This window comes from Leucobacter iarius (genome assembly GCF_039530105.1).
Classification (GTDB): domain Bacteria; phylum Actinomycetota; class Actinomycetes; order Actinomycetales; family Microbacteriaceae; genus Leucobacter; species Leucobacter iarius.
This window is the reverse complement of sequence record NZ_BAAAOB010000001.1, coordinates 441,960-456,414: the sequence shown is the minus strand read 5'-3', so window position 1 is coordinate 456,414 and position 14,455 is coordinate 441,960. Positions and strand designations below refer to the sequence as shown.

Here is a 14,455-nt window from a genome sequence, read left to right as displayed (position 1 = left end):
GAAACCCCTTATGCCTGCGAGATGACGAGACGGCGGTCGCGGCCCTCGCCCCGCGACTCCGAGTGGTAGCCGCGCTCGGCGACGATGTCGTGCACGAGCTTGCGCTCGTACGACGACATCGGCTCGAGCTCGACCTCGGTGCGACCGGCGGCGAGCTGCGCCACCGCCGCATCGACGAGGCGTCCGAGCTCGGCTGCGCGTGCATCCCGCGAGCCGCCGATGTCGAGGATGAGCCGCGAGAAGCGGCCGGTGCCGCCCTGCACCGCGAGGCGGGTCAGGTCCTGGAGCGCCTGCACGGTATCGGGCATCGCGAGGCGATCGAGGTCCTCACCGCCACCCGTCACCGAGACGTAGGCGCGACCGCTCGCGACCGAGATGTCGAGATCCCCGTCGAGGTCCGCGATGTCGAGGAAGCCCTCGATGTAATCCGCGGCGAGATCGCCCTCCGCCTCGAGCTCCTCGAGGGTGGGGTCTTCATTCGTCACCACGGCGCCGTTGCTTTCGGTCATGATCCGCTCCTGCCTACTTCTTCTTCTTGGCGCGCTTGGCGCTCATCGGCTGCTGACGCTGACCCTGGGCCTCGCCGGTGCCCTCGATGCGATCGATCTCGGCGGCCTCCTCCTCGGTCAGCTTGCCCTTGGCCTTCAGGCGGGCCTGGCGCTGGCGCCACGCCTCGCTGCCGGGGGTCGGCATGTTCTTGATGACGATGTACTGCTGGCCCATGGTCCACAGGTTCGAGGTGAACCAGTAGATGTTGAGCGCGAGCGGGAAGGTCACGCCCGAGAAGATGAAGGCGAAGGGGATGATGTAGAGCAGGATCCGCTGCTGACGGTACATCGGCGAGCTCTTCGTCTCGTCCGAGACGTTCTTCGACATGATCTGCAGCTGGGTGAAGAACTGCGAGGCGATCATGAGGATCATGATGGCGCCGAGCAGGATGATGATGACCCAGTTCTGCTCGGCCCAGCCCTGCGTGAAGGTCATCTTCAGCGGAGCGCCGAAGAGCTCTGCCGCGTTGAAGTTGTGCGTCAGCTCCTGGTTCATGAAGCCGATGCCCGTCTTGTTCTCCGCCGCGTGACGCAGCACGTAGAACAGCGAGAAGAAGACCGGCATCTGGATCAGGATCGGCAGGCAGGAGGAGAACGGGTTGGTCCCGTGCTTCTTGTAGAGCGCCATCGTCTCGCGGCTCATCGCCTCGCGAGAGAACTGGTCCGTCTTGCCCTTGTACTTCGCCTGGATCTTCTTCATCTCGGGCGCGAGATCCATCATGCGGCGCTGCGACTTGATCTGCCGCACCGTGATCGGGATCAGCGCCGAGCGCACCACGAGCACGAGGCCGATGATCGAGAGCACCCAGGTCAGGCCGGACGCCGGGTTCAGCCCGAAGAAGGTGAAGATCTGGTGCCAGACCGCCAGCACCAGCTCGACGAGCCAGCGCAGCGGCCAGAGCAGTGTTTCGATGAAGTCCACTGGGATTCAGGCCTTTCGGTACGTGGGGCGGACGAATCCGCTGGAGTTCGTGACGAATCGAGGACGCCGCTTCGGCGGGACGTCGTCGATCCCCCCGGGGGTGAAGGGATTACACCGCAGGAGGCGCCAGACGGTGAGCGCGACGCCGGTGACGAAGCCGCGCTGTTGGAACGCTTCCAGAGCGTACCGGGAACAGCTGGGGTGATACCGGCACACCTGCCCGTAGAGCGGGGAGATGAGCCGGCGGTAGACCCGCATCACGGTGATCGCCGCGTTGCGGGGGAGCAGCCAGAGCTCGAGGACCGGAGCAGGGATCACGGTCGGCTTCCCGGTGCGGGGGCCGGATCCTGCTGCCCATCGCGCTCGGCGAGCATCCGCTCCACCTTGCCCAGGGCCCGGGTCACGTCGCGCTCCAGCCCCTCGAATCCGGCTTCTGCGCTGGCCGGCAGGGCGCGGAACACGATGTCCGCTCCCGCGAACCCGGCGTTCAGCCCCCGTTCGACGAGGAACTTCATGCGGCGCCGGACGAGGTTCCGGGTAACGGCGTTGCCGACCGCCTTGGAGATGATGAAGCCGAACCGGGCAGGCTGATCAGGAGCGTCGGCCTCGCGCACATGCAAAACCGCGTGGGCGATGCATGTTGCACCACCCACGCGGTTTCCGGTTCGCACGATGCGCCGGTAGTCGTCACCCCGGGTGACGCGATGCTGCCGCGCGGGCACGATCGAACCGGGATGCGTGTGGACTAGGCCGTGAGCTTCGAGCGGCCCTTGCCGCGGCGCGCTGCGACGATGGCGCGGCCGGCGCGGGTACGCATGCGGGCGCGGAAGCCGTGCACCTTGGCGCGGCGGCGGTTGTTGGGCTGGAAGGTACGCTTGCTCATAAGAAGACTCCGTGACTTTTGGCAGTGCTCTCCGCCGCTCTCGGCGACGAAGAAGTTCGGACTCGATGGGGCGCGCGGCACCCGCGGAGAACGCTTCGCGAGCTCCGCAGCGCACACTGGCGCCCATACAAGGTGTTAACTTTACGCGCACTCGGGCCCACAGTCAAAGCGATCCTCCCAGAACACGCGCGAACGCGCGACACGGGGGCCCCAAACCGCGCGGTTTCCACGACTCCGCCGGTTCGACTTGCCTGTGGACAGATCTGTGACTAACGTGGGCGCAGGTGTTCTCCCGGGCGGATCAATCTGACAGAATCTCGCCGTTTTTCCGCCCTTCTGCTTGTGGATAATCTGGGGATAACACCCAGCACAGACTCACAACTTTTCGGACGGATCCCAGTGACAGAGGACGAGGTACAGGGGGTTTGGGCGCAGATCACCCGCGCGGTGGCTGACGACCCGATGGTGGCCCGCTCCCTGATCGGCCAGCTCGGCCTCGCGGTACCCCGCGGGGTCGGCGCGGGGTCGCTGTACCTCGCGGTCCAGTACGACTTCACCCAGCGCCTGCTCGATCACGAGCTGCGGCCGGCCATCATGTCGGCGATCGCGAAGACCCCGGACGCCACGGGAATCGAGAACTTCATCGTGCTCGTCGATCCCACGCTGCAGGTCGATCACAGCGTCGGCACGGCGGAGCAGGAGACCGAGGCGGATCAGTCCGTCGATGCGAGCGCATCTTTTGACGAGCAGCCTCCCGCAGCCGCTCCGGCCGAACCGGTCCGGCCCCTCCACGAGCCCTCGCCCCGCCACGGTCGGCGCGAGATCGAGGACAGCCGGCTGAACGAGAAGTACCGCTTCGACACCTTCGTCATCGGCCAGTCGAACCGCTTCGCCCACGCCGCATCCGTCGCCGTCGCCGAAGCTCCGGCCCGCGCCTACAACCCGCTCTTCATCTACGGCGACTCCGGCCTGGGCAAGACCCACCTGCTTCACGCGATCGGGCACTACACCCGCGAACTGTTCCCGGACGTCCGCGTGCGCTACGTCAGCTCCGAGGACTTCACCAACGACTTCATCAACTCGATCGCCAACAACGAGGGCGCGGCGTTCCATCAGCGCTACCGCAGCGTCGATCTGCTGCTCGTCGACGACATCCAGTTCCTCGAGGGCAAGGCCGAGACCCAGGAAGCCTTCTTCCACACCTTCAACACGCTGCACGATCACAACAAGCAGGTCGTGATCACCAGCGATGTGCAGCCCAAGCAGCTCCGCGGCTTCGAGGAGCGCATGCTCTCGCGCTTCGAGTGGGGTCTGCTCACCGACATCCAGGTGCCCGACCTCGAGACCCGCATCGCGATCCTGCGCAAGAAGGCGCAGCGCGAGCAGCTCGTGATCGAGGACGAGATCCTCGAGTTCATCGCGACCAAGTTCTCCTCGAACATCCGCGAGCTCGAGGGCACCCTGATCCGCGTGACCGCGTTCGCGAGCCTCAACCAGCAGCGCATCGACATGAGCCTCGTGCAGACGGTGCTGAAGGATCTGATCTCGCTCGACGACGACAACGAAGTGCAGCCGTCGGACATCATCAACCGCACCGCGGACTACTTCGATCTGTCGGTTGACGACCTCTACGGGCAGTCCCGCGCACAGCAGATCGCGCTCGCCCGCCAGATCGCGATGTATCTCTGCCGCGAGCTCACTCCGCTCTCCCTCCCCAAGATCGGTCAGCTCTTCGGCGGCCGCGATCACACCACGGTGATGTACGCGCACAAGAAGATCGCCCAGCTGCTCAAGGAACGCCGCGCGGTCTACAACCAGGTCATGGAGATCACCGCCCGCGTGAAGCAGGCGCGCTGACCCGTCTTCCGGTGCCGCGGGCTGCTCCTCGGCGGCCCGGGAGGTGCTCCGCGCACGGCACCGTGCGCCCGCGAAGCGCGCCCCGCGGGCATGCCGAGCTCGGTTTTCCCCAAACCTTTCCCCACCAGGCGTTAACGCCTCGAACCGGTCGAGTTATCCACAGTTTTCCACCAGGCTGTGGGTAACTGGGGAGAACTCGGGCGAGTCTGTGCATGGATCCGGGTCGCCTGTGGAATGCCGGGAGCGTTAACACTTCGGCGTGATTCCGCGGAACCCCATTGATCCACGTCCCACTCACAAGTCACAACCGTGTAGTTTGCTTACAGGGCTTGGCGGAGGACGAGTTATCCACAGCATCCACAGGCGTTAACACCGTTAACAGTTCCATCTCTCTTACAGGGGATCTCGATCACGCCTTCCGCCGTCCGGCCTATCCGGAGCCGGAAAACTGCTCAACCGAACGACAGCGGCACCGTTCCGCGGTTCTCGGCTGGCGAATGACAGGATCCGTGATGCTCACCGGACCCGAGTGTGCAAGGATTGTCAGGCCCGGAACTTGGCATTCGTCCCACCATCACGAGGAGTGGCTTCATGCGTTTCACCGTCAACCGTGACGTGTTCAGCGAGGCCGTCTCGTTCGCAGCGAAGCTGCTGCCGCAGCGGCCGACGCAGCCGCTGCTCAGCGGTGTGCTCCTCGAGGCCGCCGGCGACGCGGTGACGCTGTCCTCCTTCGACTACGAGGTCTCCTCGCGCACCTCGGTCACCGCCCAGGTCGCCGATGCCGGCCGCGCACTCGTCTCGGGCCGTCTGCTGGGCGAGATCGCGCAGCGCCTTCCGCACGCGGACGTCGAGGTGTCCCTCGTCGAGAGCCGTGTGCAGGTGCGATGCGGCTCGGCCTCGTTCAGCCTCCCGGCCATGCCGGTCGAGGAATACCCGCAGATCCCGAAGATCGATTCGGTCTCGGGCATCGTTCCGGCGGACGTCTTCGCCGAGGCCATCGCACAGGTGTCCCTCGCGGCCTCGAAGGACGATGTCACCCCGGTGATCACCGGCGTGCAGTTCGAGATCAGCGAGAACGCCCTCACGCTCACCGCGACCGACCGTTACCGAGTGGCGACCCGTCGCATCGACTGGGAGGCGCAGGACGGCTCAGGCGACCTGACGGCGCTGGTGCCCTCGAAGGTCGTCACCGAGGTCGGGAAGACCTTCTCGAACGCCGGCCAGGTGCAGGTCTCGATCATCAAGGACGGCGAGCGCGAACTCGTTGCGTTCACCGGTGGGAACAAGACGGTGACCTCGCTGCTGATCAAGGGCAACTACCCGCCCGTCGGACGACTTTTCCCTGATGGCATCGATAATTACGCGGTGATCAACACCAGTGACCTGGTCGAGGCCGTCGGCCGTGTCGGCCTGGTGCTCGAGCGGGAGGCCGCCCTGCGCTTCTCCTTCGTCGAGGGGCAGGTCACCTTGGAAGCCGCAGGCTCGGAGACCGCGCAGGCGGTCGAGGTGGTCGACGCGCACCTCGTCGGGGACGAGATGATCGTCTCGCTCAAGCCGCAGTTCCTGCTCGACGGCTTGCGTTCCACCCACGCGGAGTTCGCTCGCGTCGGCTTCACCCGCACCGACAACCCGGGCAAGCCGGGCCCGGTGCTCATCACGAGCCAGCGCAGCAAGGACGACGCCGACGAGCAGAGCTTCCGCTACCTGCTGCAGCCGAACCTGCTGCTCCGCTAAGGAGGGCCGATGCGGGTCGCGCATCTGTCTCTCGCCGATTTTCGCAACTATGCGACGGCGGAGGTGCCGTTCGCTGCCGGACCCAACCTGCTGGTCGGACGCAACGGGCAGGGCAAGACCAACCTCGCCGAAGCGATCGCCTATTTCGCGACCCTGAGGTCGCATCGGGTGACCGGCGATGCCGCGCTGATTCGGGCAGGCCAGGAGTCTGCGATTCTTCGCATGCGTGTCGAATCGGGCGGCCGCGATGTGCTGCTCGAAGCACAGATCAATCGGGACCGCCCGAATCGGGCGCAGGTGAATCGGAACCCGGTTCGTCCGCGCGAGCTGACCCGGTGGTTCTCCACCGTACTGTTCGCTCCGGAAGACCTCGGAATCGTTCGTGGAGATCCCTCAGGACGCCGCCGCTTTCTCGACGAAGCGGTCGTGGCGCGGTCTCCTGCGCTGTCGGGAACGCTTTCCGACTACGAACGCGTGGTCAGGCAGCGCACTTCGCTGTTGAAATCCGCTCGGAGGGGCGCACGAAGTGCCGTCGAGGCTACCCTGGACGTGTGGGATGCGCAGCTGGTGGATCACGGGTCCCGGATCATGGTGGCGCGACACGAGTTGCTCCGCGCTCTCGAAGAGCCACTTCGCGCTGGATATGAGACTCTGGTCGATCAGGATCACGGACCGAGACTGTCCCTCGCGGAGACCGTTGCAGCGGCATGCGAACGGGAGAGTGTTTCACGTGAAACAGAATCGGCGGAAGTTCCGACCCCGGGGGAGGGAAGTGTTTCACGTGAAACCGAAGCCGAGCGACCTCGCGGCGACGTTTCACGTGAAACGGTTGCGGCCGAGTTTCGGCGGGCCCTTCAAGTTGTTCGGGCGCAGGAACTCGAGCGCGGCGTGACCTTGGTCGGCCCGCATCGGGACGATCTCGTGCTGGAGTTGAACGGTCTCCCAGTGAAGGGCTACGCGAGCCACGGAGAGTCCTGGTCATTCGCTCTCGCGCTCCGCCTGGGGATGGCAGTGCTGTTGCGCGGGGAGTCCGCGGGCGGCGATCCGGTCATTCTGCTGGATGATGTCTTCGCGGAGCTCGATACTCGGCGGCGGTCGAAGCTGATGTCTGCGGTCCAGAGCTTCGAGCAGGTCATTGTGACGGCCGCGGTCGAAGAGGACATCCCCGAGGGCATCGCTTGGCATCGCATCGGTGTCGAGCGAGGCACGGTCTCGGTGGGGAGCGCTGAGCAGTGAAGCCCGAGCATTCCGACTTCGCCAGCAGCGCGTATCTGCGGGCGAAGTCGGTGTGGAAGGGGGTTCCGTATCGGCGGCGTCGACTCGGCTCGGACTCGACCGAAGGGGAGGGGCGCGCGCCGTTCGGAACCGGACGTGATCCGAGGATGCTCGGCGACATTCTCGCGAAGGCCGCGACGGACATGGGATGGAGCGCAGACCTGGAGCAGGCTCGTGTGATCACGGAGTGGGCTGAGTTCGTCGGACAGCCGACTTCGGATCACACCGAGGTCGTCGGAGTCCGCGACGGAGTGCTGCTCCTGCAATGCGACTCGACCGCGTGGGCAACCGAACTCCGTCGATTGAGGTCCGAGATCCTGACTCGGTTGCTGCGGGAGTTCCCGGATTCCGAGATTCGCGATCTTCGCTTCCTCGCACCGGGCGCACCCAGCTGGCGGCACGGTCCCAGGACGGTTCAGGGGCGCGGACCGAGGGATACGTACGGATAAGCCGAGCGGAGAATCGCTCTGACGCAAGTATTCTTGACGTGGCGCCACTCGTTCATTGCTCTGATCTGGGATTTAGTCGCCGTCGCGGAGTGTTGAAATGACTCGATTTTCGCGCTCGTTTCACGTGAAACGCGATCACGGGGTCGGGTTCGGTTCCTTTTGGAGATTGCGAGCATGCGCTCGGCGCCCTGGGCCGGATGAGCCGGTGCGGCGAGCGGTCGGGGGTCTGGATGAGGAGATGAGGGTGGCTTCGCGGCTCCGAGTGTCCTGATCCGGGTGACGAATCCTCGCCAGTCGAGCGAGAACTGCAGAGAGCTCGGATGGCGGGAGTCCCGGTGATCGCGGGGACCAGCCGTGTTCGATGAGAGCAAGGGAGTCCGGGGGAACTGGCTCGCTCGGCGCGGGTGCGATCTGGTCGCACCTGCCGGAGCGACTGGAGCGGCCGATCCGTGCCGCTCGGTGCGATGCGAGGTGAGCCGGGTCTCGCCCGGCGCGGCAGGAGTTCCGTCCGCTTCTCGCCGGTACGCCGGGCCCTCCTCTTGGGGAGCTTCTCGCCGGGCCACGCCGATACCGGTCGGCGGGATGCGAATGCGTCGCCCATCGGCTCCCGGCAGCCCGGCCTTCGCGTTTCGAAGAGATGAGTGCTGGTTCCCGTGAGGAATCGGGATCGATCGGATTCTGCCTCAGATCGCGCCGTGTTCGGCCGCGGTGTTCGATCGCGAAGTCGGCGCTCCGGTCGGGCTCGTGCTGGGGGAGGAGATCGTCGCGGATGCGAGCTGCTCGGTGCCGGTGGAGTTTCGTCTCAGCGGACCATGGGCCGTGGAAGCTGTGCGAGGAAGGGGAGCGGGCACGACGGGTCGGGAGAAGCGCGCGGGCCGGCGGGAGGCGCGGACTGGCGCGGACGGACCGGGCGATCTCACCGGGGTGGGCACGGGCCGGTTCGGAAGCCTGGGCGTCGGTGGACCTGACGGAGCCGGCTGGGTGATCCTGGCCAAACGAACGGTCGTTATCGAGTGATCTCGGTGTTCGTATGCGGGAGCCGCCTGGCGGATCGAGCCCGTGGCGATCCGATCAGGGAGCCCGTTGGGGGCCGGTTCGAGAAGCTGACGCGACGCAGCGCCTGGCACCGGGAGGGAACCCGCCGAGAAAGAGCCCATTTCGGAGGGGGAACGATCCCACCCGGAATCCTCGCTCCAAAGGCCCGAAATCACGGTTCTGAGCGCCTCGAATTGATAGGCTGGGGTGTGAACGTGTCCGGGCCGGAAATCCGGCCTGAGGCGATCTTTGGAGAGTGTGACTCACAGCATGACTGATGAACAGGCTACGGCCGCGGAAGACTACGGTGCCGGAGCGATCCAGGTGCTCGAGGGCCTCGAGGCGGTACGCAAGCGCCCGGGTATGTACATCGGATCCACCGGGCCTCGCGGTCTGCACCACCTGGTGTACGAGATCGTCGACAACTCGGTCGATGAGGCGCTCGCCGGGTACTGCGATGCCATCGACGTCACGATCCTCGAGGACGGCGGTGTCCGCGTCATCGACAACGGCCGCGGTATCCCCGTCGATCCGCACTCGTCGGACCCGAGCAAGTCGACCGTCGAGGTCGTGCTGACCGTGCTGCACGCCGGCGGAAAGTTCGGCGGCGGCGGCTACGCCGTTTCGGGCGGCCTGCACGGCGTCGGTTCCTCTGTCGTGAACGCACTCTCGTCGCGCTTCGAGGTCGAGGTCAAGCGTCAGGGTTTCACGTGGAACATGGCGTTCGACGGCAGCGTCCCGACCGGACCGCTGGTGCAGGGGGAGCCGTCGGAAGAGACCGGCACCACCATCACCTTCTGGCCCAGCGCCGAGATCTTCGAGACCGTCGAGTTCGACTACCAGACGCTGCGCACCCGCTTCCAGCAGATGGCGTTCCTCAACAAGGGCCTCAAGATCATGCTCACCGACCTGCGCCCGCAGGAGCCGGTCGAGAACGAAGACGGCGAGCTCGTCGCACCGGCTCCGCCGCATGACGAGTTCCTGTACGAGAAGGGCATCGAGGACTACGTCCACTACCTGAACTCGGCCAAGCGCGCGGAGCTCGTGAACGAGGAGATCATCTCGTTCGAGCTCGAGGACACCGAGCGCAAGATCTCGGCCGAGGTCGCGATGCAGTGGACCACGGCCTACACCGAGAGCGTCCACACCTACGCGAACACCATCAACACCCACGAGGGCGGCACGCACGAGGAGGGCTTCCGCGCGGCGCTGACGACCCTCGTCAACCGCTACGCACGAGAGAAGAACATTCTTCGCGAGAAGGACGACAACCTCTCGGGCGACGATGTTCGCGAGGGTCTGACCGCCGTCATCTCGGTCAAGCTGGGGGAGCCCCAGTTCGAAGGCCAGACCAAGACCAAGCTCGGCAACACCGAGGCGAAGGCGTTCGTGCAGAAGGTCGTCGGCGATCAGCTCGGCGACTGGTTCGAGCGCAACCCCGGCCCGGCGAAGGACATCATCCGCAAGGCGATCCAGGCCGCGACCGCGCGCCTCGCCGCACGCAAGGCGCGTGAGACTGCGCGCCGCAAGGGACTGCTCGAGTCCGGCGGCATGCCCGGCAAGCTGTCGGACTGCACCAGCAAGGATCCGGTGATCTCCGAGATCTTCATCGTCGAGGGCGACTCGGCCGGCGGTTCGGCCAAGACGGGCCGCAACCCCCACACGCAGGCGATCCTGCCGCTCCGCGGCAAGATCCTCAACGTGGAGAAGGCCCGCCTCGACCGCGCGCTGAACAACACCGAGGTCCAGGCGATGATCACCGCGTTCGGCGCGGGCATCGGCGAGGAGTTCGATCCCGAGAAGGCGCGCTACCACAAGATCGTGCTCATGGCCGATGCCGACGTCGATGGCCAGCACATCACGACGCTGCTGCTGACGCTGCTGTTCCGCTACATGCGGCCGCTCATCGATCTCGGCTACGTCTACCTCGCGCAGCCCCCGCTGTACCGCATCAAGTGGGCGAACGCCGAGCACGAGTACGTGTTCAGCGACGCCGAGCGCGACGAGCGCCTCACCGCCGGATCCCAGGCCGGCCGCCGCCTCGTGAAGGAGAGCGGCGTGCAGCGCTACAAGGGTCTCGGCGAGATGAACCACGAAGAGCTGTGGGAGACCACCATGAACCCGGAGACCCGCACCCTGCTGCAGGTCACCATGGACGATGCGGCGACCGCCGACGAGATCTTCGCCACCCTAATGGGCGAGGACGTCGAAGCTCGCCGCAGCTTCATCCAGCAGAACGCGAAGGACGTGCGTTTCCTTGACATCTGAGAACGAGACCCCCGACGTGGACGACGCCAACGGCGCCGAGATCATCGTGGAGCTGGACGAGACCGGCCAGCCCATCGCGGCGAACCACGGTCGCATCGACCAGGTCGATCTGCAGCTCGAGATGCAGCGCTCCTATCTCGACTACGCGATGAGCGTGATCGTGGGCCGTGCGCTGCCCGACGTGCGCGACGGCCTGAAGCCCGTGCACCGCCGTGTGATCTACACGATGTACGACGGCGGCTACCGCCCCGACAAGGCCTTCTCGAAGTGCACCCGTGTCATCGGTGACGTGATGGGCCAGTTCCACCCGCACGGCGACACCGCCGTGTACGACTCGCTCGTGCGCCTCGTGCAGCCGTGGTCGCTGCGCTACCCCCTGGCCCTCGGCCAGGGCAACTTCGGTTCGCCCGGCAACGACGGCGCCGCCGCCCACCGATACACCGAGACCAAGATGTCCCCGCTCGCCATGGAGATGGTGCGTGACATCGACGAGGACACGGTCGACTTCCAGGACAACTACGACGGACGTACGCAGGAGCCGACCGTGCTCACCGCACGGTTCCCGAACCTCCTGGTCAACGGCTCCGTCGGCATCGCGGTCGGCATGGCCACGAACATCCCGCCGCACAACCTCCGCGAGGTCTCCGAAGCGGCGATCTGGCACCTGGAGCACCCCGAGGCGAGCCGCGAGGACCTCCTCGAGGCGCTCATGGCGCGGGTCAAGGGCCCCGACTTCCCGACCGGCGCGCAGATCCTCGGCACGAAGGGGATCCGCGAGGCCTACCGCACGGGCCGCGGATCCATCACCATGCGCGCCGTGGTCAACATCGAGGAGATCCAGGGACGCACCTGCCTCGTCGTGACCGAGCTGCCCTACCAGGTCAACCCCGACAACCTCGCGGTGAAGATCGCCGACCTGGTCAAGGAGAACAAGGTCCAGGGCATCGCCGACATCCGCGACGAGACGAGCGGCCGTACCGGCCAGCGCCTCGTGATCGTGCTGAAGCGCGACGCGATCGCGAAGGTCGTGCTGAACAACCTGTACAAGCACACGCAGCTGCAGGAGAACTTCGGCGCGAACATGCTCGCGATCGTCGACGGCGTGCCCCGCACCCTGGCGCTCGACGGCTTCATCACGGCCTGGGCGAAGCACCAGATCGAGGTCATCGTCCGGCGCACCGAGTACCGCCTGCGGAAGGCCGAGGCCGAGGCGCACATCCAGCGCGGCTACCTCAAGGCGCTCGACGCGCTCGACGAGGTCATCGCTCTGATCCGTCGCTCGCCCACGGTCGACGAGGCTCGCGAGGGCCTCATGAAGCTGCTCGGCGTCGACCAGATCCAGGCGGACGCGATCCTCGGCCTGCAGCTGCGCCGCCTCGCGGCGCTCGAGCGACAGAAGATCCTGGAGCTCGCGGCCAAGCTCGAGGCGCAGATCGCCGAGTACCAGGGGATCCTGGCCTCGCCCGAGGAGCAGCGCAGCATCGTGGTCACCGAGCTCGGCGACCTCGTCGACAAGTACGGCGACGAGCGGCGCTCGACGATCCTGCACGGATTCGACGGCGAGATGTCGATGGAGGACCTGATCCCCGAGGAGGAGATGGTCGTCACCGTCACCCGCGGCGGATACATCAAGCGCACGCGCATCGACAACTACCGGACGCAGCACCGCGGCGGCAAGGGCGTCAAGGGTGCGGCGCTCCGCGCCGATGACATCGTCGAGCACTTCTTCGTCACCACGACGCACCACTGGCTGCTGTTCTTCACGAACACGGGCCGCGTCTACCGCGCGAAGACGTACGAGGTGCCCGAGGGCGGCCGCGACGCGAAGGGCCAGCACCTCGCGAACCTGCTCGCGCTCGCGCCCGACGAGTCGGTCACGCAGATCCTCGACCTGCGCGAGTTCGAAGCGGATCGGTTCCTCGTGCTCGCGACCCGCGACGGCCTCGTCAAGAAGACCGCGCTGACCGAGTACGACACGAACCGCACGGGCGGCATCATCGCGATCAAGCTCCGCGACGAGGACGAGCTCGTCTCGGCCCTGATCGCGGAGTCCGACGACGACGTGCTGCTCATCTCGAAGCACGGCATGTCGGTGCGCTTCACTGCGTCCGACCAGGCGCTCCGCCCGATGGGCCGTTCCACGAGCGGTGTGCGCGGCATGAACTTCCGCGACGGGGATCAGCTGCTGCAGGCCTCGCGGATCACCGAGGGCGGCTTCGTCTTCGTGGTCACCGAGGGCGGCTACGCCAAGCGCACCGCGGTCGACGAGTACCGTGTGCAGAACCGCGGCGGCTTCGGCATCAAGGTGGCGAAGCTCGACGAGGCGCGCGGCGATCTGGTCGGCGGCTTCATCGTGGACGAGGGCGACGAGGTGCTCGCCGTGCTCGCCAGCGGCAAGGTCGTCCGGTCCAACGTCGCCGAGGTTCCCGCCAAGGGCCGGAACACGATGGGCGTCGTCTTTGCGAGATTCCCAGAGCGGGACCGTATTATTGGCATCGCGCGAAACACGGAGCGCGGTCTCGACGACGCCGAGGCCGAGAGCGCGGCCGGTGAGCCGGCCGAGACCGATGCTGCGGAGCACGCAGAAGACAAGGAAAGCCTGAATGAGTAACACTGTCGCCGATAAGCTGGCGCGCAAGACCCGCAAGAAAGCGCCGTCCAAGCAGGTACGCCTCAAGCTCGTCTACGTCGACTTCTGGTCGGCCGTGAAGTTCTCCTTCCTGGTGTCGGTCTGCTGGGCCATCGTCGGGATCGTCGCGACGGTGCTCGTCTACCTCGTGCTGATGCAGACCGGTCTGCTGGCCAAGGTCGACTCCCTGTTCATGGACGTCGTTGGCGACAAGAACAGCCTGATGACGTTCCTCGGCTTCCCGCAGGTCTTCGGATTCTCGGTCGTGGTCGGGATCCTGAACATCATCGTGGGCACCGCGCTCGGCGCGGTCGCATCGCTGATCTACAACCTCCTCACCCGCATCGTCGGCGGTTTCCAGCTGGGCTTCACCAGCAACTGATCGACGCCGAGCGGCGGTTCGCGTGCCCCGACGACCTCCACGGTCGGCGGGGCACGCGGCGTTTCCGGCCGCGGCACGCGGAGCGGATCCGGCCGATTTGTGTTTTCGGCGAGTGTCCGTGTAGAGTCGTTTCTTGGTCAAGGGGCTATAGCTCAGGCGGTTAGAGCGCTTCACTGATAATGAAGAGGTCCCAGGTTCAAGTCCTGGTAGCCCCACCGAACGACTCGCAAGAGCCGTTCCGGGTCCTTAACTCAGTTGGTAGAGTGCCTGCTTTGCAAGCAGGATGTCGGGAGTTCGATTCTCCCAGGATCCACAGACAACGCCCCCGGTTCACGCCGGGGGCGTTCTGCGTTTCCGGGGCTCGCGGTGGCGATGCGTGGCTCGGCGATGCGCTCGGCAGTTCCCGTGGCGGCGGTGCCCTCGGCGCCGCCTTCGGTGGCGCCGCTTCTGGCACGAGTGGACGTCCACCCGAC

12 protein-coding genes and 2 tRNA genes are annotated in these 14,455 nt (G+C 66.1%); 9 read left to right on the top strand and 5 right to left on the bottom strand.

Annotation, left to right across the window (positions count from 1 at the left end):
• Positions 1-8: 8 nt before the first annotated feature.
• Genes ABD169_RS01940 through rpmH form a run of 5 tightly spaced genes read right to left on the bottom strand, consistent with a single transcriptional unit; the run spans position 9 to position 2,353 of the window.
• Complete coding sequence (locus ABD169_RS01940; protein WP_046454965.1) at positions 9-509, bottom strand: Jag family protein; 501 nt, start codon at positions 507-509, stop codon at positions 9-11.
• 13 nt (positions 510-522) lie between these two features.
• The gene (gene yidC, locus ABD169_RS01935) at positions 523-1,470 is read right to left on the bottom strand and encodes a membrane protein insertase YidC (protein ID WP_344028613.1); all 948 of its coding nucleotides are present in this window, start codon (positions 1,468-1,470) and stop codon (positions 523-525) included.
• A 6-nt stretch (positions 1,471-1,476) separates the two neighbouring features.
• Positions 1,477-1,785 (bottom strand): membrane protein insertion efficiency factor YidD, encoded by a 309-nt coding sequence (gene yidD / locus ABD169_RS01930; protein ID WP_369699853.1) that lies wholly within the window; start codon positions 1,783-1,785, stop codon positions 1,477-1,479.
• Positions 1,785-2,192: a ribonuclease P protein component gene (gene rnpA / locus ABD169_RS01925; protein ID WP_344028608.1), complete on the bottom strand. Its 408-nt coding sequence runs from the start codon at positions 2,190-2,192 to the stop codon at positions 1,785-1,787. The genes yidD and rnpA overlap by 1 nt, the downstream gene beginning before the upstream one ends.
• 23 nt (positions 2,193-2,215) lie before the next feature.
• The gene (gene rpmH, locus ABD169_RS01920; RefSeq protein ID WP_010155609.1) at positions 2,216-2,353 is read right to left on the bottom strand and encodes a 50S ribosomal protein L34; all 138 of its coding nucleotides are present in this window, start codon (positions 2,351-2,353) and stop codon (positions 2,216-2,218) included.
• Positions 2,354-2,752: 399 nt separating this feature from the next.
• Here rpmH and dnaA point away from each other — a divergent pair, with 399 nt between their 5' ends.
• From dnaA to ABD169_RS01875, 9 genes are all read left to right on the top strand, one after another.
• Positions 2,753-4,210, top strand: a complete 1,458-nt coding sequence (dnaA, locus tag ABD169_RS01915) for a chromosomal replication initiator protein DnaA (RefSeq protein WP_425560939.1) — start codon at positions 2,753-2,755, stop codon at positions 4,208-4,210.
• 591 nt (positions 4,211-4,801) lie between these two features.
• On the top strand, positions 4,802-5,944 hold the full coding sequence (gene dnaN / locus ABD169_RS01910) for a DNA polymerase III subunit beta (RefSeq protein WP_344028606.1): 1,143 nt from the start codon (positions 4,802-4,804) through the stop codon (positions 5,942-5,944).
• 9 nt (positions 5,945-5,953) lie between these two features.
• Entirely contained in the window at positions 5,954-7,180 is a 1,227-nt protein-coding gene (recF, locus tag ABD169_RS01905) for a DNA replication/repair protein RecF (protein ID WP_344028603.1), read from the top strand.
• A 146-nt stretch (positions 7,181-7,326) separates the two neighbouring features.
• The gene (locus ABD169_RS01900) at positions 7,327-7,668 is read left to right on the top strand and encodes a DciA family protein (RefSeq protein WP_255350837.1); all 342 of its coding nucleotides are present in this window, start codon (positions 7,327-7,329) and stop codon (positions 7,666-7,668) included.
• Positions 7,669-8,973: 1,305 nt separating this feature from the next.
• Complete coding sequence (gene gyrB / locus ABD169_RS01895) at positions 8,974-10,971, top strand: DNA topoisomerase (ATP-hydrolyzing) subunit B (RefSeq protein ID WP_046454960.1); 1,998 nt, start codon at positions 8,974-8,976, stop codon at positions 10,969-10,971.
• 43 nt (positions 10,972-11,014) lie between these two features.
• Positions 11,015-13,582 (top strand): DNA gyrase subunit A, encoded by a 2,568-nt coding sequence (gyrA, locus tag ABD169_RS01890; protein ID WP_344031605.1) that lies wholly within the window; start codon positions 11,015-11,017, stop codon positions 13,580-13,582.
• Positions 13,575-13,982: a DUF3566 domain-containing protein gene (locus ABD169_RS01885; RefSeq protein WP_046454958.1), complete on the top strand. Its 408-nt coding sequence runs from the start codon at positions 13,575-13,577 to the stop codon at positions 13,980-13,982. The genes gyrA and ABD169_RS01885 overlap by 8 nt, the downstream gene beginning before the upstream one ends.
• 141 nt (positions 13,983-14,123) lie before the next feature.
• Positions 14,124-14,197, top strand: a tRNA-Ile gene (locus ABD169_RS01880).
• A gap of 25 nt (positions 14,198-14,222) precedes the next feature.
• A tRNA-Ala gene (locus ABD169_RS01875) sits at positions 14,223-14,295 on the top strand.
• Positions 14,296-14,455: the final 160 nt, after the last annotated feature.